The sequence below is a fragment of the Erwinia sp. PsM31 genome, from assembly GCF_030433775.1.
In the GTDB taxonomy this organism is placed as follows: domain Bacteria; phylum Pseudomonadota; class Gammaproteobacteria; order Enterobacterales; family Enterobacteriaceae; genus Erwinia; species Erwinia aeris.
Map to the genome: position 1 here is coordinate 201,811 of NZ_JARUWZ010000004.1, position 17,766 is coordinate 219,576.

A 17,766-nucleotide genomic window follows, 5' to 3' on the forward strand; every position below is an offset into this window, starting at 1 on the left:
GGCCCGCTCTTAAAAAACTCTTCCCCCCCTCTCTCCTTTTCTTTGTCCGGCTATACTTGCTGCTCGACGCTTCTTTGCGCCGTTAAAGGAGAATATGATGTCGGGAACCCCGCCCTTCTGGCGCTGTATGTTCAGATGGCTACCGTTAGTCGCTGCTGTTTTTTGCTGTCAGGCTGAGGCCGTCAGCCTGCCTGTCGCCGCCGTTGCGGCGTCCCGGTCGCAACCCGCGGCCGATGCTTCCGGCGAACCGAGCCTGGAAGAGAAAAAAGCCGCCTACGCCGCGCTGGCCAACATTTTGCAAAATGATCAATCGCGAACCGAGCTGATTAACCAGCTGCGGAGCGCTTCCGAAAGCACTGCTAAAACTGAAGATCCCGTGCTGACGCCGCCGGATGAAGAAGAGGATAAAACGGTGCTGGAAAGCGTCACCGACGTCAGCCGTCAGTTTGGCAGCGAGGTGCTGGGTAAAGTAGAAAAACTCCACCGCAATATCGTTAACGCTCCTCATAAAACCTTTAACCCAATAACTTTTTATAACGCGCTGAGCCACTTTGCGATGCTGGCCATCGCCCTGTTCGCTTTCTACTGGCTGCTCTGCCGGGCGGCGACGCCGCTTTATCGCCGCATGGGGTCATGGGGCCGCCGTAAAAATAGCGAGCGCACCAGCTGGCTGCACCTTCCGGCGATGATCCTGGGCGCGTTTATCATTGATTTGCTGCTGCTGGGCATCGCGCTGTTTGTCGGCCAGATGCTCAGCGATACGCTCAATGCCGGTAGCAGGACGATTGCCCGCCAGCAGGGCCTGTTCTTAAGCGCTTTTGCACTGATTGAATTCTTCAAGGCGATCCTGCGGCTGATTTTCTGCCCGCGCTATCCGCAGCTGCGTTTTTTCCATCTTTCTGACGAGCGCGCTAACTACTGGAATACGCGGTTAAGCTGGCTGAGCAGCGTTATCGGCTACGGACTGCTGGTTATCGTGCCTATTGTTTCTAATCAGGTTAACGTGCAGGCGGCGGCGCTGGTTAACCTGGTTTTGATGTGTCTGATCACCGGGTGGGCGCTTTATCTGATTTTCCGCAACCGCCGCCCCGTACAGCTGGCGCTGGTTCAGCTGGCCGACCGCTCGATGAGCTTTTTTTCACTGTTTATCCGCGCTTTCGCCGTCATCTGGCACTGGCTTGCCAGCGCCTATTTTATCGCGCTGTTCCTGCTCTCGATCTTTAACCCCGGCGACAGCCTCAGATTTATGATGTCCGCTACCGTGCGTTCGCTGGCAATAATAGGGCTGGGCGCGCTGATTTCCGGCGTTCTCAGCCGCTGGATCTCAAAAACCATTATTCTCTCGCCAGAGCTGCGTCGCAATTATCCCGAGCTGCAAAAAAGAGTGAACGGCTGGGTTTCCATGATGCTGAAGCTGGCGCGTACGCTGACGGTGTTTGCCGTCTGCCTGCTGCTGCTGAACGCCTGGAATCTGTTCGACCTCTGGCATTGGCTGACGGTTGGCGCAGGCGTGAAGCTGGTAGATGTGATCATCCGTATTGTCATGATCCTGTTTTTCTCGGCGGTGGGCTGGACGCTGCTTGCCAGTCTGATCGAGAGCCGTCTCGCTTCCGATTCTCACGGCAGGCCGATGCCCAGCGCCAGAACCCGCACGCTGTTGACGCTGTTTCGCAACGCGCTGGCCGTGGTCATCAGTACCATCACTATCATGATCCTGTTGTCGGAAATCGGCGTGAATATCGCGCCGCTGCTGGCGGGCGCAGGCGCGCTGGGCCTGGCGGTATCCTTTGGTTCGCAAACACTGGTTAAGGATATTATTACCGGTATTTTTATTCAGTTTGAGAACGGAATGAACACGGGCGATTTGGTCACTATCGGCGCCATTACCGGCACGGTGGAGCGCATGTCAATCCGCTCGGTGGGCGTCCGCCAGGATACCGGCGCTTACCATATTATCCCCTGGTCTTCGATCACCACCTTCGCCAATTTCGTGCGCGGCATTGGCTCTTTCGTGGCGAATTACGATGTGGATCGCAGTGAGGACAGCGATAAGGTGAATGCCGCGCTGCACGAGGCGGTGGACGAACTGATGCAGGACGAAACCATTCGCGGCATGGTTATTGGCGAGCCTAATTTCGCCGGACTGGTCGGGCTGACCAACCAGGCCTTTACCGTGCGCGTCTCCTTTACTACCCAACCGCTGAAGCAGTGGACGGTGCGTTTCGCGCTCGACAATAGGGTGAAGAAGCATTTTGATGCGGCGGGGATCAAAGCGCCGCATCCAACGGTGCAGGTCATGCAAAACGGCAGCGGGCTGGACGCCGCCGCCGCTGTGCCTGCGTTGCCTGCGCCGGAGTAACGGATGGCCGTACTGGCGGTATTAAAGACGGCTCATCTGGCGTTCGCGAGCCGTCTTTTCCATAAAGGTCCAGGCGATAAAACGGCTCTGCTTTTGGCCCTGAGCCATTTCCACGGTGCGTACGGCCACCGCATCGACCTGCTCCAGTGCACGCCACAGCTCGGGCAGGTTTTCGCGGCGGGACACCAGCGAAGTAAACCACACGCACTGTTTCGCAAAATCCACGCTTTCATTAATCATGCGGCTGATAAAGGCTTTTTCGCCGCCTTCACACCACAGCTCCTCCTGCTGGCCGCCGAAATTTAACGGCGCGTTTTTATCCAGACCGAGATTACGCACCTTGCGCTGGGTGCCCTGCTGCGCTTCGCTGGCGGACGCGTGAAACGGCGGGTTGCACAGCACGGCATGATACTGCTCGTTTTTATGAATAACGCCGTGAAAAATCGCCTGCGTATTTTTCTGACGACGCAGGCGAATACCGCGATTCAGGCCCGGATTGGCGGCGATAATGGCGTTAGCGGCGCGCATCGCCTCTTCATTGATTTCGCTGCCGGTAAAGCGCCACTCATATTCCCGATAGCCAATCAGCGGATAAATGCAGTTGGCACCGCAGCCGATATCGAGCACGTTAATATTGCGCGGCGCGACGGCGCGGTTATCTTCCGCCAGCAGGTCGGCCAGATGATGAATATAGTCAGCCCGGCCCGGCACCGGCGGACAAAGAAAACCATCCGGGATCGCCCACTGTTCAACCTGATAGAAATGCTTCAGCAATGCCTGATTTAACATTTTTACCGCGGCCGGATCGGCGAAATTCACCGATTCATCACCGTACTGATTAACCGCCACAAACTCCGCCAGCGGCGGATGACTGGCAATCAGGGCAGGAAAATCATAGCGGCCACGATGGCGGTTACGGGGATGAAGCTGGGTTTTTTCGACAATCTTTTTCATGAACGGCTCTCTTATCTGCAGGCGCGTAAGATACCTGCTGCGGTAAAGATCGTAAACAATTCCCGCCTTTTTTCCCACGGCGAAGCGGCTACTATGTAATAACTATCCCTTTATCAGGAGTTCAGATGTCCTCTTCCCGCCATACTTATCAACCGCGTCTTGGCCACGGTCTGCCTCATGATCCTTTGAACGCCATTATCGGCCCGCGTCCCATCGGCTGGATCAGTTCCCAAAGCGCCAGCGGCGAGCGCAATCTGGCGCCCTACAGCTTTTTTAACTGCTTTAACTATAAGCCGCCTATTATTGGTTTCTCCAGCCAGGGCTGGAAAGACAGCGTGGCGAACATCGTGGAAACAGGCGAGTTTGTCTGGAACCTGGCTACCCGCGAGCTGGCCGTGGCGATGAATGAAAGTTCGGCTTCGCTGCCGCGCGGCGAGGATGAATTCGCTTTTTCCGGCGTGACGCCCATTCCCGGCACGCAGGTAGCGGTCAGCATGGTAGCCGAAAGCCCGGTGAATTTTGAATGCAAGCTGACGCAGGTTATCCAGCTGCAAGACGCCGACGGCGGCAAGCTGGAGCAGTGGCTGGTGCTGGGCGAAGCGGTGGCGATACATATCGATCACAAGCTGCTGGAAAACGGCATCTATCAGACGGCGAAAGCCAACCCTATATTGCGGGCGGGCGGCCCCAGCGCCTATTACGCCATTAGCGACGATTTACGTTTTGATTTGGTACGGCCGGACGCGCGCCAGTCCTGAGCCGTTCTGTGCCGCCTTGTACAGGGCGGCTTAGATCGCTTTCTTTTAGCTTATACAGCATTGCTATCAGGCAAGCTCGCCGGGCAGCCTGGCGCAGACATGCTGGCGGCCGCGCCGTAAGCGGCCGCAGCCACGAAAAGCCTGAGTGAACGGCCACGCCCCGCGCTGTTTTTAGACGGGCAGCTCTGCTTTTCAACGCGAGCAGGAAACCCTGCTGCGCACCTTTTTTTGGTATGATGTTATGCATCCCGAAAGCCATCATGGAGTGATAATGAAGAGAATTGCTATTGATATGGATGAGGTCATTGCCGATTTCCATCCTAAAATGGTCGCCACGTTTAACCGCCATTTCTCGCTGGAACTGGCGCACAGCGAATTCAATCTGTTCAGCCTGGCAGAGGAAAAGCCCGAGATGCTGCAGGAGATCTTTAGCCGGGTCAGCGAAGACGCGGAATTTTTTGGCGATCTGGGCGTAATTGCCGACAGCCAGCGCGTGATTGAGGCGCTAAGCCATCGTTACGAGATCTTTATCACCACGGCCGCCATGCAGATGCCCTCTTCGTTTAATGCGAAATTCCGCTGGTTAAATACCCACTTCCCGGCCATCAAACCCAGTAATATTGTGTTCTGCGGCAACAAAAGCATTATCAATGCGGATTATATGATTGATGATAACGCCCATAATTTCACAGGGTTTTGCGGAGAAGGCATCCTTTATAGCGCCCCGCACAACCTGCAGGTAACCGGCTACAGGCGGGTTAAAAACTGGCAGGAAATAGAGAACCTGTTGCTCTGAGCTCCCTCACTTTTGAAAAATACCTGTCAGGCAGCAGTGCCGCGCTCGCCTTCCGGCTTATCGTCCGCAAAGGAGAAGATATGATCCCCGTTTCGCTGATTCAGGAAGCCATTGAATGGCGCAGACAGTTTCACTCAAGGCCGGAGCTGGGCTATCACGAAGATGAGACTTCACAGCGCGTAGCGGCGCTGCTGCGCGAGTTTGGTTTGCAGGTGCATACGGGCCTGGCAGGCACCGGCGTGGTGGGCACGCTGGAGAACGGTCCCGGTCCCGCTATCGGTTTTCGTGCGGATATGGACGCCCTGCCCATCACCGAGCTGGGCGATGCGCCGTGGCGCTCCTCGCAGCCTGGCGTGATGCACGCCTGCGGACACGATGGCCACACGGCCATGCTGCTGGCGGCGGCGAAACATCTCAGCGCCACGCGGCGGTTCAGCGGCACGCTGCATTTTGTTTTCCAGCCGGCGGAAGAAAACCTGGGCGGTGCCAGAAAAATGGTCGCCGACGGCCTGTTTACGCTGTTTCCCATGGACGCTATCTACGGCCTGCATAACTGGCCAGGCCTGCCGGTCGGTCATGTGGCGGTGAACAGCGGCCCCATGATGGCTTCGCTGGACGCTTTCGAAATTACGCTGCGCGGGAAAAGCTGCCACGCGGCGATGCCGGAAAACGGCGCAGATCCGATCGTAGCCGCCGCGCAGCTCATTCTTGCGCTGCAAACTATCCCGGCCCGACGCCTGTCGCCGCTCTCCTCTGCGGTAGTCAGCATCACGCAAATTAATGGCGGCGAAGCCATTAACGTTATCCCGGAAAGCGTGGTGCTTCGCGGCACGCTAAGATGCCTGCAGGCCGATGTGCGTAGCCGGGTGCGCGGCATGATTGACGACTTTGTCACTACTTTTACCGCGCCGCTGGGCATTGACGGCAGCATTGACTACCTGACCGATTACCCGGTGACCTGCAATCACGCCGCCGCCGCACAGCAGGTTCGCGACTGCGCGCTGGCATTACTGCCGACAGAACAGGTGCACTGGGAAACCAGCCCATCAATGGCGTCGGAAGATTTTGCCTGCATGCTGGAAGCCTGCCCCGGTGCCTATTTCTGGATAGGTGCAGACGGCGAGGTGCCTTCTGCTCCGCTGCATAACGCCCGCTACGATTTTAACGATGATGTTATCCCGGAAGGCGTTACGTTCTGGACGGCGCTGGCGGAAAAGCTTCTGCCGCTCGGATAAGCGCCATGCGCTTTCCGGCCCGACGGGAAGGCTGCCTCGCTTTTTAGATCCACTTCAAAAAAGAATGCAAGAAGCAGGCAGGCACGTAAAAAACTTTGCGTGACCTGTTCCGCTTCATGAAAACGTCGCTGACTTCACGGCCAAACCGCTTTATCCTGACGGCAGATTTTTCAGGGAAGGCGGGATTTATGCACAGAACGCGAAGCGTACTGCCGGATGGCAGACACGCCATGTTATATCGGGTTGAGGCAGGCGAAGCGGGCGTTTACCTGGTGCAGTTAACGGAAATTGTTACGGTTGAGGATTCACTTATTAATTTGCCGCAGGGGCTACTGACAGGTAAACGTCCGCACAGGCTAACGTTGAAGGGCGGCTGTTATGATATCGCTTTTGACAGCCTGGATAATATCGAAGCCGACACGCCCTTTTTTAAAAGGCGATTTAGGGGTCAGCGCGCGCAGGCTCTGAACTGCATTATTGATTATATAATCGACAAGCACTACACTGCGTACCGGCCTTATTGCTATACGTTTTTGGCTTTTGACGAACTGCTTTCACGAGCTTATCGCTTGCGAATACTACAGCTCAGCAGAAGCCAGCCGCAGCGGATAGCCGCCGTTTACCCAAACCTTGATCCTCACAGGAGGGGTTATGCCGTTAAACTCAGATAAACCCACCAGGCCGCTGACGCTGGAAGAGGCCATCGCGCTTAAAGCCCGGCGGATGAAAGCTGTTTATGAGCACTTTCAGAAGCAGGACAAAAAGCGCAGCGCATCCGTTATTTTTTTCAGGCCGGATGCGTAACCGCCAGGTAAGGCTTGCAAAGCCTTACCTTTCGAACGCTTACCTGCCCGGCGAAGCCATCCATCCGGCAAAACGTTCAACCTCAGCCCGGCGAAGCGTTCAATCTCAGTCAGGCGAAACGTTCAGCCTCAGCCCGGCAAAATCGTTTCCCCGATAAACAGCTTATCGCCGCCCTGGCTAAAACGCCCGGTCCGGCTCAGTATCCGGCCTTCGCGATTTGCTCCAGCGCGCTCTCTACGTCCACCGCGCGGCCCGTAGCGACGTAACAGCAGGCGATCTGCTGACGCAGCGACTGCGGTACCGCTACTTCGCGATTGAGGCAACGCCTGATCCATTCAGCCGTTGTTTCAGCCTCTTTACCCGCAGGCAGCGCGTCGCGGGCGATATGGCTTTCCGGCTGGCGTGGTAACAGCACCTCTGGCTCCTCTCCGGCAATCAGGTTCAGCGCCGGGCAGCGCTGCGGATTGGCATAAACCTCGCCTTCCGTACCGTTAAGCAGCAGCGCGCGGCCGCCGATGGCCTGGAAGAATTTGCCCACGCGCGGGATATATTCCGGGTGCGACACGCTGGAAAGCCGCAGCGCCGCATCTTCGCCAAACGGCGTCAGCAGCTTCGCCAGCGTATGCGCGCTGTTGCGTACGCCCAGCTGCCAGCGCAGCGAGAGCTGCCGTGCCAGCGGCGCGCAAAGCGTTTCAACCGACACGAAGACCAGATTGCCCTCTTCCAGCCGCTGCTGCGCTTCCTGCATGTCCGATACCGCCTTAACGCCCAGCGCGGCAAACACCGCCTCACTGGTAACGCGAGTCGGGTCATCGCTAACGCCGTGCACCACCACAGGAAAACCGAGCAGGGAGAGCAGTAGCGCCAGCAGCGGCGTCAGGTTCGCCTGTTTACGCGCGCCGTTATAGCTTGGGATCACCACCGGCATAGGCAGGCTGGCAGGCGGCTGTAGTTTCAGCACGCGCGCCTGTACGGCCTGATAAAAGCCGAGCATCTCCTCCTCGCCCTCGCCTTTGATTCGCAGCGCAATCAGGATAGCGCCCATCTCAAGCGGCGACACCTCGTCCGCCAGCATCCGGCTGTAAAGCTCGCTGGCGGTAGCGAAATCAAGGTCGCGGGCATGATTTTTCCCTCGGCCGATCTCTTTAATAATTTTTGTATAGTCCATGCTTCTGCTCTGTTGGGTGGTTAGCGACGGCGGCGACGTACGGTTTTCTTACCCGGTACGGCCGCAACGGCTTTTGGCGGCTCCCCCGGCGGCATAGGCGGCTGCTCAATGGGGAAAACCGGTAGCGCGCCCAGCAGGCGCGCGCCATAGCTTTTGGTCAGCAAACGACGATCGTAAATCACTATCTCGCCGAAACAGTCGTGGCTGCGGATCAGCCTGCCCACCTGCTGGATCAGGTTAAAGGAGGCGCTCGGCAGGCTTTGTACTTCAAAAGGATAGCGCTTCAGGCTTTTCAGCCATTCGCCCTCCGTCAAAATAACCGGACTGTCCACCGGCGGAAAGGCAATTTTATGGATATGCACCTGCGACAGCAGGTCACCCTTCAGATCCAGCCCTTCGGCAAAGGATTGCAGGCCCACCAGCACGCTGGTTTCGCCCTGCTCCACCTTTTTACGATGTAGCGCCACCAGCGCCGGACGCGGCCTGTCGCCCTGCACCAGCAGCATCAGCCGCAGCTCCGGCAGGTAAGAGATAAACTGCTGCATCGCCCGCCCGCTGGCAAACAGCACCAGCAGCCCTTTGTGTTTGCCTTCTTTAATCTGCTGGCGGAAAAAGTGCGCCATTTCCGCCAGGTGTTCCACTTCGTTAGCCAGCATCGGCTCGTAGCGCATCTGCGGGATAATCAGCTTGCCCTGCTCAACGTGGTTAAAAGGCGAATCCAGCGCGACAAAGCGATCGCCCGGCTTTTCGCTCAGGCCCGCCATTTCCTGCAGGCGCTGAAAGCTGTTCAGCGAGCGTAGCGTGGCCGAGGTCAGCACCACGTGCGGGATTTTACGCCACAGCAGTTTTTCCAGCTGCTCGCTGACGCGAATACCGGCGCAGTGAAACAGCAGGTGCGGGTTACCTTCACGCAGCTCACGCGTCACCCATTTGGACACCGGCGCGCCGGAAGCCTGCGCCATTGAGGCGAGCCGCCACAGCTTGCTGCTGGCCTCGAACCAGCCCAGTGCGCGGTTCATCTGGATCAGCGTACGGTGCAGGCGCACTACGTCGAACTGCCCCGTTTTTTCACTGAGATCGTTCAGCAGCGCCTCTGCCAGCCCGCGCAGCCCGTCGCTGAGTTTGAACAGGCGCGCGCACAGCGTCATCACCTCTTCCGGCAGCTGGCCCATCTCGAAACGGTATTCGCCTTCCTGATTGCCGGGCGGCAACAGCTGCACCAGGATTTGCGACAGCTGTTGCAGCTGCTCGCGCACCTCTTCACAGTGGGCTTTAAGCCGCTCCGGATTGCCAAGATGCGGCGGCTTTTTCGGCCGGAACTGCGCCATACACTGTTCAACCAGACGACAGAAAAGGTCGAGCTGTAACGTGCTCCAGGCGGGCGTGATATCCCCGCTCATTTCCAGCGCGTCGCGCGCCACATCCGGCAGGTGGTGCCCTTCATCAAGTACCAGCAGCAGATTTTTCGGCGGCGGCAGCACCGATTCCGTTTCCAGGGCCGCCATGACCAGCGCATGGTTAGCCACCACCACGTCGGCGTTTTCGATTTCCCGCCGGGCCAGGTAGAACGGGCATTCACGGAACCAGTGACAGTTGCTGCCCAGACAGTTGGCTTTATCGGTACTGATGCGCTGCCAGAGCGAATCTTCAATCGTCTCTTCGCAGTGGTCGCGCAGGCCGTCCCACTGATGGCGATCGAGGTTTTTCGCCAGCGTAGTACAGAGCGCCCGCTCATCCTTGCTGGCGGTCATTTCATCATCAAGAAACAGCAGCAAATCGCCCTGCTTTTCTTCATCGCCGCCCAGCGCGGACAGGTTGCGCGGGCAGACGTAGCGACCCCGGCCAAACGCGGCGGTAAAACGCAGATCGGGGATGATCTTCTGCAACAGCGGCAGATCTTTCGTGAAGATCTGATCCTGTAGCGCCACGTTGGCGGTGCTGACCACCAGCGGCTTATCTTCCGCACGGCTGACGGCGATGCCGGGGATCAGATAGGAGAGCGTTTTGCCGACGCCGGTCGGGGCTTCAATCGCCAGATGGCGCCCTTCGTCGCCCGCCAGCGTTTTCGCCACTTCGGCAATCATCTGCCGCTGCGGCGCTCGGGAAATAAAATCGGGGATTTGCTGCTGGAGAGCCTTATACCAGCCGGCAATTTGCGCTTTTAACGCGGCAGTTAGCGCCATATCAATCACTTTTTATTGAAACGGCCTGTATTTTTACACAGTATTTCGTTCAGCAATAGTCCCTGAAGGTTAATCCTGCGGCACGGCTCGCAACCTGGTGCTGTCCGCGCCTGCTGACGGGCCGAATTTACTCGCCGCTGTCCGTTTCGATTTTATTGGTGCCCAGCCTGCCGGTAAAAGGCAGCCGCAGCGCCGGATGCTTAAAATCGATGCCGAAATTAAAGGCCAGCACGTTAAACTCTACGCCTTCCTCCGCACCCAGCGTCAGCCCAAGCACGCCCAGCAGTGAAACCTGCAAGCCTTTGCCTGAGGCGGGCAGCCCCACCGGACGGCTCAGCGGGCGGAAATCTTTACCGATGGCGTTCGCAGGCAGATCGAGCTTCAGCTCCGGCACTTCTCTGCCGATATGGGCCAGAAAAGTATTGCTGTTGGGGCCGGGCCAGACCCGATAGCTGTGCGGCCAGGGATAGCTGCCGATAGCGGCTTCGATCGACGGGATCATCGCCGCCGCGCGTTCGCCGCGATGATCGACCAGCAGTCTGGGCTTAGCGCCAAACCAGTAGCCGTCGGGCAAAGCGTAATTATGGCGAATAACGTTGCTGCTGCCCCAGCTGACCACCTCGTAGCGGTGATACTGGCTCTCGCCGGCCTTTTTAAAAATGATCCACGGATGGACGGCGAACAGTCCACGCCAGCCAAAGGTCGGCGCGGTATAAACCTGCACGATGGCCGTATCGATAAACTTCTGCGGATCGGGCGCCATCTCTGCCGAATCACGTCTGGCTGTGGACCAATGTTGGCCATTGATGGCGACGCCGCTGTGGGTCGCCTTAACGTAGCTCTGCGCGAAAGAGAGCAGCAGCATACAGATAAAACTGATACCTATCACTTTTACAAGGAACATAATACCTTTGGCTGCCCGCAGCTGCGGGTCGGATCAGAGAGTGGGATAACATCAGCGAGCAGCATGCTGTCGCTTAAGGTGTGAGCAGAATCACATTACTGAAAACCGGCGCGGCATTCAATCTTTGTCCACCGCATGCCGTCGTGAGTAAAATTCACAAAAACCGGCCGGTTGCCCGGCCTTTTAGTTATTCGTCAGTTAATTGCTCTGGCTGGCAACCGTACAGCTCCGCCAGCTTGTGCAAATTAAAATTGCGTGGTCTCTCGCTTTTTTCCATGGCTGATACAGAAGCCTGAGTAATGTTCAGCGCCTCAGCGACCTGCTTTTGGGTCAGGCCACGATAAAGACGCCACGCCGCATGAAGCGTTACGCCTTTTTGCACAGAAATATCGACTACCTCGCCGGGGATAAAAGCATCATCATTTTTTCCCGCAACATAGGGTACTGATTCCCATAATTCAGCCAGATCGGCGCTTTGCGTTAGTTTTTCAAATAGCGCTATTGGCACTATTGCCGCCTTGCGATTTCCGGCGCTGTCAGTGATGAATTCAATCATATCGTTTCTCATTGTAGTAGACCGGCAATAATGAAGTTATTTAAGACAAATTCGGCAAATCGAATTTTATTCAATAAGTTTTGCTGGTACGCCTCGCAATTTGCTGGATGGCAATGATTTTGGGTTCCCCGTCTTTTACATAGTCGAATAATACCCGATAGTTACCCCATCTTAGCCGGTAATCGGCTTCACCTGCCGTCAAGGGCTTTACGTCCAGATTTGGCGTGTGCAGCGGAAAATTTTTTAACTCATTCACCGCTGCGTTAATCGCTTCTCTGTCGCTTTTGCTTTTGATAGCAAGAAGTTGTTTCCGCGCTGCTTTGCGCCATTTCAGTTCCGGCATTCCTTGCCCACCTTTTAAAGGATACATCCTTATCAAACTCGATAAATATAGATATTATATTCTATGAGAACAACATAAAAATAGAACTACGTCGTGTTTTTATCTATAAAAACTGGCGACGGCTATTGTATCCGGGACTGCGAGGGCTGTAGCTATACACCCGCCGTGACCCGTTTGTACATAACGGTAGTCGCTTCCGCTTCGCCACGGGTTGAGAGAGCAAAATACGGGATCTGCCCGCAAACCTGCCAGCCCTGCGCCAGGTAAAGCTGCTCGGCCGCATCGCCGGAGCGCGTATCAAGCACCAGCAGCGTTTTGCCCTCCTGCTCCGCCAGCCGTTCAGCGCGGCCTAACAGCTCACGAGCGATGCCCTGCCGTCTGGCATCAGGATGTACCAGCAATTTGGCGATTTCTGCACGATGAGAGCCGTTTGGCTTGCCGCAAAATTCTACGATGACCGTGCCGACAATCTCCTGCTGTCGACGTGCAACCAGCAGCCGCTTTTCGCCGCTGGCGAGGCTGGCGATTACCCCTGTCCAGAACTGTTTCATAGGTGCAGGTTCGTTACTGACAAAGCCGATACTGGCGCCCAGCGCAACACAAGCGCTCAATACATTGTATAATTCATCCTGGCCTTTAGCGGCCTCTTCTGCGGTAAGAAGCGAATAAGTGATAGTGGTCATAAGTAGCAGATCGTCCTGTAAATCGTGCTTTGGCGACACGTGGATTAACGGGTAGACTACCGTTATCGTGCGTGACGGAGACTGAGGGTTTCCCGCCGCGTTTCAATAAGATATACGACGTGGCGCCTCGCCCGGCAAGTTGTACAATTAAATAATAGTTGTACAACAATAGAGAGTTGGTTAGGCTCAGGGGAGTCAAACAGGTTTAAGGAAAGGCATGGCTTTATACAGTATTGGTGACGTCGCCGAACGCTGTCGGATAAATCCTGTTACGCTTCGTGCGTGGCAGCGCCGCTACGGTTTGCTGAAACCACAGCGCACCGAAGGCGGCCATCGTCAGTTTGATGATGAAGATATACAGCGTATTGAAGAGATTAAACGCTGGATAGAGAGCGGCGTACCGGTAGGCAAAGTTAAAGCGCTGCTGGAAGGCGAAAGCGTTAACGCGCACGACGGCTGGATGACGCTACAGGAAGAGATGATGACGGTATTGCGTCACGTCAGGCCCGCTAAGCTCAGAGCAAAAGTGGCAACGGCCGGTCGGGAACATCCGGCGGCGGCGCTGATTGACCATGTTTTTATTCCTATCCGCCAGCGACTGAACCTGGATCAAAATACGGCCAGAACGATGTGCAGCCTGCTTGACGGCATCCTGATCGATTACGTGACCTTCTGCCTTGCAGGCAGCCGCAAGAAGCCCGGCAAGGATGCGCTGATTATCGGCTGGGGCACGGAAGATCGTACGCGCATCTGGCTGGAGGCCTGGCGTCTGTCGCAGCAGGGCTGGCGTATGGAAGTACTGGCCGAACCGCTGGAGATGCCGCGTCCTGAACTTTTTCCCGGCCAGCAGCTGTTTATTTTCACCGGCAAACCTCTGACGCGCCGCCAGCAGGAGCAGATCGCCCACTGGCAGGAACAGGGCTACGCCGTGGCGCATCAGGCCGCATAGCTTTATGGTCATCGTCGCCAGCGCCCTGCTGGCCTCGTCCGTTTTCTCCTGCTAAAAACCAGCAAAGGCTTAACGTCCGCTCAGTAAAAGCGATATACTTTGCTCTCTTTTTTACGGCAGGCGGATAACGGTATGAACTGGCAGAAAATCGGCGTAATTTTTATCTTCTTAATGATGGCGCTGGGCGGTATCGGCGGCGTCATGCTGACCGGCTACACCATCCTTATTCGCGCTTAAACCGCCGTAGCAGGCGCTCGAAAAGGCGGTCCGTCACGATCGCCAGCAGCGCTACCAGGCAGGCTCCCTGTAAGATATAGGCGGTATTAAAGCCGCTCAGCCCGATAATCACCGGCGATCCCAGCGTGTTAGCGCCCACCGTTGAAGCGATGGTGGCCGTGCCGATATTAATAATCACCGAAGTGCGGATCCCGGCCAGGATCACCGGTGCGGCCAGCGGCAGCTCTACCTTAAACAGTATTTGACGCGGACTCATACCGACGCCCGCCGCCACCTCGCGCAAAGTCGGCGGCACCGCGTCAATACCGGCCAGCGTGCCCTGTAAGATCGGCAGCAGCCCATACAACAGCAGCGCGACCATCGCAGGCTGTTCGCCAAAGCCGATAACCGGCACCGCCAGCGCCAGCACGGCCACCGGCGGGAAGGTCTGGCCTGCGGCCACCAGCGTTTCTACTACCGAGCGAAACGCCTTTCCCGCCCGGCGCGTTACCGCAATACCGGCGCCCAAACCCACTATCACCGCAGCGAAGCTGGAGAACGCCACCAGCCGGATATGCGCCAGCGCCAGCCGGATAAAGCTTTCCTGCTGGTAAAGCGGCCTGTCGAGCTGGGGAAAAGCGCGCGCGAACAGCGGGCCGCTATAGGGCATCAGCAGCAGCAGCGCTACAAACAGTAAAATCAGCCAGAGGAGCGGATCGCGAAGCAGGCGCATATTATGGCTTCTTCTGCCGCAGTAAATCAGCAAAGTGCAGCACGCCGAGCGGCTGCTGATTGCTGTCCCGTACCGCCAGCCGGTCGGTTCCACGTGCGATAAACAGCGACAGGGCTTCGCGCAGCGTCAGCGTTTCCGCAATGCCTTCCTCCTCCAGCCATTCGTCTCGCCGCGCCGCCTCGCCTGCCAGCCCCAGCGAAAGCAGGCGAATACCCCATTCGCTCTGGCCGAAAAAGCGACGCACAAAGTCATTAACGGGTTTTGTCAGCAGCGCCGTCGGCGTGCCCTGCTGCACCACTTTGCCGCCGTCCATTAAGACCAGCCGGTCTGCCAGCGCCAGCGCCTCGTCGATATCGTGCGTTACCAGCACTATCGTCTTGCCGGAAAGGCGATGAATACGGGCAATTTCCTGCTGAAGCGTGGCGCGAGTCACCGGATCGAGCGCGCCGAAAGGCTCATCCATCAGCAGCACTTCCGGATCGGCTGCCAGCGCTCTCGCCACGCCAATACGCTGCTGCTGCCCGCCGGAAAGCTGATGCGGATAGCGATGGCGAAACGTCTCTTCCATATTTAGCAAGGCCAGCAGTTCACTGACGCGCGCGTCGATTTGCGGCTTGCTCCAGCCCAGCAGTTTCGGCACGGTGGCGATATTTTTTTCTACCGTCCAGTGCGGGAAAAGCCCGGTGGACTGGATAACGTAGCCCATTCGCCGCCGCAGCGCCTGCGGGTCGAAGCGACGGATCTCTTCGCCGCCAAAACGTATCGCGCCCTTATCGTGTTCGATCAAACGATTAATCATCTTCAGCGTGGTCGATTTACCGCAGCCGGACGTGCCGATCAGCACGGTAAATTCGCCTTTGGCGATATGCAGCGTCAAATCGCTGACCGCCGCCTTGCCCGCAAAATATTTACTCACCTCTTTGAATTCAATCACTGGCGTTGTATCCCGGAGAGCAACAGCTTAAATAACGTATCCACCGCCACCGCCAGGGCGATAACAGGGATCACCCCCAACATGACCAGATCCAGCGCGCTGCTGAGCAGGCCCTGAAAAATGACGGCCCCGAAGCCGCCCGCCCCGATCAGCGCGGCGATAACCGCCATGCCGATGGTTTGCACCGCCGTGACGCGCAGACCGGCAAGCAGTACCGGCAGCGCCAGCGGCACCTCGACCTGGCGGAATATCTGGCCGCCGCTCATGCCCATGCCCCGCGCGGTTTCAATCACCGCTTGCGGCACGTTCTGCAACCCGCTGACGACGCTACGCACCAGCGGCAGCAGCGCATAGAGCACCAGCGCGATTAGCGCGGGCGCCATACCGATGCCGCTGATGCCTAACGTGGTCAGTGCCGGAAACTCGCGCGCCAGCCCGCTGAGCGGGGCGATAAGCAGGCCAAACAGCGCGACGGAAGGCACGGTCTGAATGATATTCAGCGTGGCGAAAACCGATGACTGTATGGCCGGACGACGACAGCAGTACCAGCCCAGCGGCACGCCGATCAGCAGCGCCGGTAAAAGCGTGCCGCCCAAAATCAGCAGGTGTCGTGACAGCGCCTGGTCGAAGACATCGCGCCGGTTGGCATACTCTTTCAGCAGGGAAAGCGCGTCGAGCTGGCCGCTCAGCAGCAAAAAGACCGCCGGCAGCCAGATCTGCGCGTTCAGCAGCAAACGCCATAACGCCTGTCGGGTCAAACGGCTGATGGCATCTGTCGCCATCAGCAGCGCCAGCGCGGCTGCCAGCCAGAAGCCGCTGCCCAGAGAGGTTCTTGCCAGCGGATGGCCCTGCTGCGCCAGCGAGGCGGCCGCATAACCGCCAGCGGCGATCAGCGCGATAAACAGCGTTTCGCTACAGAGCAGCGTTAAGGCCAGGCTGGTGCGCTTCTGCGGCCAAAAAGCGAGCAGCATCAGTAACAATGCGGGCAGCAACAGCCACCAGCCCAGGCCGTTGGCTACCTGTTGCAGCCCAAGCGGCTGACCGGAAACAAGCCGGTTCGGCGCCCAGTTGAGAAACGGCAGCGCCGTCAGCGCTGCCGTCAGCAGCAGCGCCAGCGTCAATGTGACGCGGTTATGTACCCGAATAGTCATTTTGCCGCGCGTGGCTACAGATTTTTCTGTTGCAGATAGTCGGCGGCCACTTTTTTCGCGTCCATCCCTTCTACCGCAATTTTGGCATTAAGCTGCTGCAGCGTTTTTTCATCCAGCGAGGCGAAAACCGGCTTCAGCCAGTCGCCGATTTGCGGATACGCTTTCAGCACCGCTTCGCGGATAACCGGCGTCGGCGCGTATACGGGCTGCACGCCCTTGGGATCGCTCAGCGTTTGCAGGCCAAGCGCCGCTACCGGGCCGTCGGTGCCGTAAGCCATCGCCGCGTTAACGCCGGAGGTTTGCTGCGCTGCCGCTTTCAGCGTAACGGCCGTATCGCCGCCCGCCAGCGACAGCAGCTGATCCTGATCCAGCTTAAACTGGTAGGCACGCTCAAAAGCGGGCAGCGCGTCGGGCCTTTCGATAAACTCCGCCGAGGCCGCCAGCTTAAATTCGCCGCCGCTTTTCAGCCAGGCACTGAGATCGGCCAGCGTGGCGAGTTTGTTTTTCTGCGCCACATCGCCGCGTACCGCGATGGTCCATGTATTGTTAGCGGGCGACGGCGTCAGCCAGATCAGATGATTTTTCTCGCCGTCGAGCTTCTTAACCAGCTGATAGCCTGCCTGGGCATTTTTCCAGGCGGGGTTTTTCTCGTCGTGGAAGAAGAAAGCGCCGTTGCCGGTATATTCCGGATAGATATCCAGTTCGCCCGCCGTGATGGCGCCCCTGACGACCTGCGTATTTCCCAGCTGAATTTTGTTCACGGTTTTTACGCCGTGTTTATCCAGCACCTGTAAAATCAGGTTGCCCAGCAGCGAACCTTCCGTATCAATTTTCGACCCGACCTTTACCGCCTCCGCCGCCTGCGCGCCGCCCGCCATCGCCAGCCAAACCGCCAGCGCCAGCGCGCCGCCCAATCTTATGCTTTTAGCCATTTCGCGTTTCCCTGTTATCGACTCAGCTTCAAGAGTAGCTGAAGAATTAACCACTTAAAACCGCCGCCTTACAACTAAATTACATTGCACCGTTTGGTTGTAACTTAT

General features: G+C 57.4%; 19 protein-coding genes. 8 read left to right on the forward strand and 11 right to left on the reverse strand.

Features of this window, described 5'->3' with window-relative positions; all coding sequences use genetic code 11:
• The first annotated feature begins 127 nt into the window (after positions 1-127).
• A complete protein-coding gene (ybiO, locus tag QCD69_RS05330) occupies positions 128-2,359 on the forward strand; it encodes a mechanosensitive channel protein (RefSeq protein ID WP_301251311.1) in 2,232 nt (743 codons plus the stop codon).
• 21 nt (positions 2,360-2,380) lie between these two features.
• On the opposite strand, the gene rlmF is transcribed toward ybiO, so the two are convergent.
• Complete coding sequence (gene rlmF / locus QCD69_RS05335) at positions 2,381-3,313, reverse strand: 23S rRNA (adenine(1618)-N(6))-methyltransferase RlmF (protein WP_253454783.1); 933 nt, start codon at positions 3,311-3,313, stop codon at positions 2,381-2,383.
• A 125-nt stretch (positions 3,314-3,438) separates the two neighbouring features.
• Here rlmF and QCD69_RS05340 point away from each other — a divergent pair, with 125 nt between their 5' ends.
• The 5 genes from QCD69_RS05340 (at position 3,439) to QCD69_RS05360 (ending at position 6,906) form a co-directional block, all read left to right on the forward strand.
• The gene (locus tag QCD69_RS05340) at positions 3,439-4,071 is read left to right on the forward strand and encodes a flavin reductase family protein (protein WP_253454784.1); all 633 of its coding nucleotides are present in this window, start codon (positions 3,439-3,441) and stop codon (positions 4,069-4,071) included.
• Positions 4,072-4,342: 271 nt separating this feature from the next.
• Entirely contained in the window at positions 4,343-4,867 is a 525-nt protein-coding gene (locus tag QCD69_RS05345; RefSeq protein WP_253454785.1) for a 5' nucleotidase, NT5C type, read from the forward strand.
• 80 nt (positions 4,868-4,947) lie between these two features.
• The gene (locus QCD69_RS05350) at positions 4,948-6,102 is read left to right on the forward strand and encodes a M20 aminoacylase family protein (RefSeq protein WP_301251258.1); all 1,155 of its coding nucleotides are present in this window, start codon (positions 4,948-4,950) and stop codon (positions 6,100-6,102) included.
• 95 nt (positions 6,103-6,197) lie between these two features.
• Positions 6,198-6,773: a hypothetical protein gene (locus QCD69_RS05355; RefSeq protein ID WP_253454787.1), complete on the forward strand. Its 576-nt coding sequence runs from the start codon at positions 6,198-6,200 to the stop codon at positions 6,771-6,773.
• On the forward strand, positions 6,754-6,906 hold the full coding sequence (locus QCD69_RS05360) for a hypothetical protein (protein WP_253454788.1): 153 nt from the start codon (positions 6,754-6,756) through the stop codon (positions 6,904-6,906). Before QCD69_RS05355 ends, QCD69_RS05360 begins: the two co-directional genes overlap by 20 nt.
• A gap of 196 nt (positions 6,907-7,102) precedes the next feature.
• Here the strand turns inward: QCD69_RS05360 and ybiB are convergent, their stop codons facing one another.
• From ybiB to QCD69_RS05390, 6 genes are all read right to left on the reverse strand, one after another.
• On the reverse strand, positions 7,103-8,074 hold the full coding sequence (gene ybiB, locus QCD69_RS05365; protein WP_301251260.1) for a DNA-binding protein YbiB: 972 nt from the start codon (positions 8,072-8,074) through the stop codon (positions 7,103-7,105).
• Between the two features lie 20 nt (positions 8,075-8,094).
• Positions 8,095-10,257, reverse strand: a complete 2,163-nt coding sequence (dinG, locus tag QCD69_RS05370; RefSeq protein ID WP_253454790.1) for an ATP-dependent DNA helicase DinG — start codon at positions 10,255-10,257, stop codon at positions 8,095-8,097.
• A 127-nt stretch (positions 10,258-10,384) separates the two neighbouring features.
• Complete coding sequence (locus QCD69_RS05375) at positions 10,385-11,161, reverse strand: DUF3750 domain-containing protein (RefSeq protein ID WP_301251262.1); 777 nt, start codon at positions 11,159-11,161, stop codon at positions 10,385-10,387.
• Between the two features lie 187 nt (positions 11,162-11,348).
• Positions 11,349-11,717, reverse strand: a complete 369-nt coding sequence (locus QCD69_RS05380) for a helix-turn-helix domain-containing protein (protein WP_253454792.1) — start codon at positions 11,715-11,717, stop codon at positions 11,349-11,351.
• Between the two features lie 70 nt (positions 11,718-11,787).
• Positions 11,788-12,060: a type II toxin-antitoxin system RelE family toxin gene (locus QCD69_RS05385; RefSeq protein WP_301251263.1), complete on the reverse strand. Its 273-nt coding sequence runs from the start codon at positions 12,058-12,060 to the stop codon at positions 11,788-11,790.
• 152 nt (positions 12,061-12,212) lie between these two features.
• Positions 12,213-12,743, reverse strand: a complete 531-nt coding sequence (locus QCD69_RS05390; RefSeq protein WP_301251264.1) for a GNAT family N-acetyltransferase — start codon at positions 12,741-12,743, stop codon at positions 12,213-12,215.
• 217 nt (positions 12,744-12,960) lie between these two features.
• Here QCD69_RS05390 and QCD69_RS05395 point away from each other — a divergent pair, with 217 nt between their 5' ends.
• Both QCD69_RS05395 and QCD69_RS05400 read left to right on the forward strand, forming a co-directional pair.
• Positions 12,961-13,692, forward strand: coding sequence for a MerR family transcriptional regulator (locus QCD69_RS05395; protein WP_253454795.1), 732 nt, complete (start codon positions 12,961-12,963; stop codon positions 13,690-13,692).
• Between the two features lie 132 nt (positions 13,693-13,824).
• Positions 13,825-13,929, forward strand: coding sequence for a protein YohO (locus tag QCD69_RS05400; protein ID WP_125288804.1), 105 nt, complete (start codon positions 13,825-13,827; stop codon positions 13,927-13,929).
• On the opposite strand, the gene QCD69_RS05405 is transcribed toward QCD69_RS05400, so the two are convergent.
• The 4 genes from QCD69_RS05405 to osmF are packed head-to-tail and all read right to left on the reverse strand — an operon-like array spanning position 13,916 to position 17,658.
• Positions 13,916-14,641 (reverse strand): ABC transporter permease, encoded by a 726-nt coding sequence (locus QCD69_RS05405; RefSeq protein ID WP_253454796.1) that lies wholly within the window; start codon positions 14,639-14,641, stop codon positions 13,916-13,918. The genes QCD69_RS05400 and QCD69_RS05405 overlap by 14 nt on opposite strands.
• Before the next feature lies 1 nt (position 14,642).
• Positions 14,643-15,575 (reverse strand): ABC transporter ATP-binding protein, encoded by a 933-nt coding sequence (locus tag QCD69_RS05410; RefSeq protein ID WP_301251265.1) that lies wholly within the window; start codon positions 15,573-15,575, stop codon positions 14,643-14,645.
• Positions 15,572-16,726: an ABC transporter permease gene (locus tag QCD69_RS05415; RefSeq protein WP_301251266.1), complete on the reverse strand. Its 1,155-nt coding sequence runs from the start codon at positions 16,724-16,726 to the stop codon at positions 15,572-15,574. The genes QCD69_RS05410 and QCD69_RS05415 overlap by 4 nt, the downstream gene beginning before the upstream one ends.
• Before the next feature lie 14 nt (positions 16,727-16,740).
• A complete protein-coding gene (osmF, locus tag QCD69_RS05420; RefSeq protein WP_301251268.1) occupies positions 16,741-17,658 on the reverse strand; it encodes a glycine betaine ABC transporter substrate-binding protein OsmF in 918 nt (305 codons plus the stop codon).
• Positions 17,659-17,766: the final 108 nt, after the last annotated feature.

What these genes read in the sequence shown, in the direction of transcription:
- ybiO (WP_301251311.1), top strand. Translation starts at nt 128, where the DNA reads ATGTTCAGATGGCTACCGTTAGTCGCTGCTGTTTTTTGCTGTCAGGCT.
- rlmF (WP_253454783.1), bottom strand. Translation starts at nt 3,313, where the DNA reads ATGAAAAAGATTGTCGAAAAAACCCAGCTTCATCCCCGTAACCGCCAT.
- QCD69_RS05340 (WP_253454784.1), top strand. Translation starts at nt 3,439, where the DNA reads ATGTCCTCTTCCCGCCATACTTATCAACCGCGTCTTGGCCACGGTCTG.
- QCD69_RS05345 (WP_253454785.1), top strand. Translation starts at nt 4,343, where the DNA reads ATGAAGAGAATTGCTATTGATATGGATGAGGTCATTGCCGATTTCCAT.
- QCD69_RS05350 (WP_301251258.1), top strand. Translation starts at nt 4,948, where the DNA reads ATGATCCCCGTTTCGCTGATTCAGGAAGCCATTGAATGGCGCAGACAG.
- QCD69_RS05360 (WP_253454788.1), top strand. Translation starts at nt 6,754, where the DNA reads ATGCCGTTAAACTCAGATAAACCCACCAGGCCGCTGACGCTGGAAGAG.
- ybiB (WP_301251260.1), bottom strand. Translation starts at nt 8,074, where the DNA reads ATGGACTATACAAAAATTATTAAAGAGATCGGCCGAGGGAAAAATCAT.
- dinG (WP_253454790.1), bottom strand. Translation starts at nt 10,257, where the DNA reads ATGGCGCTAACTGCCGCGTTAAAAGCGCAAATTGCCGGCTGGTATAAG.
- QCD69_RS05375 (WP_301251262.1), bottom strand. Translation starts at nt 11,161, where the DNA reads ATGTTCCTTGTAAAAGTGATAGGTATCAGTTTTATCTGTATGCTGCTG.
- QCD69_RS05380 (WP_253454792.1), bottom strand. Translation starts at nt 11,717, where the DNA reads ATGATTGAATTCATCACTGACAGCGCCGGAAATCGCAAGGCGGCAATA.
- QCD69_RS05385 (WP_301251263.1), bottom strand. Translation starts at nt 12,060, where the DNA reads ATGCCGGAACTGAAATGGCGCAAAGCAGCGCGGAAACAACTTCTTGCT.
- QCD69_RS05390 (WP_301251264.1), bottom strand. Translation starts at nt 12,743, where the DNA reads ATGACCACTATCACTTATTCGCTTCTTACCGCAGAAGAGGCCGCTAAA.
- QCD69_RS05395 (WP_253454795.1), top strand. Translation starts at nt 12,961, where the DNA reads ATGGCTTTATACAGTATTGGTGACGTCGCCGAACGCTGTCGGATAAAT.
- QCD69_RS05400 (WP_125288804.1), top strand. Translation starts at nt 13,825, where the DNA reads ATGAACTGGCAGAAAATCGGCGTAATTTTTATCTTCTTAATGATGGCG.
- QCD69_RS05405 (WP_253454796.1), bottom strand. Translation starts at nt 14,641, where the DNA reads ATGCGCCTGCTTCGCGATCCGCTCCTCTGGCTGATTTTACTGTTTGTA.
- QCD69_RS05415 (WP_301251266.1), bottom strand. Translation starts at nt 16,726, where the DNA reads ATGACTATTCGGGTACATAACCGCGTCACATTGACGCTGGCGCTGCTG.
- osmF (WP_301251268.1), bottom strand. Translation starts at nt 17,658, where the DNA reads ATGGCTAAAAGCATAAGATTGGGCGGCGCGCTGGCGCTGGCGGTTTGG.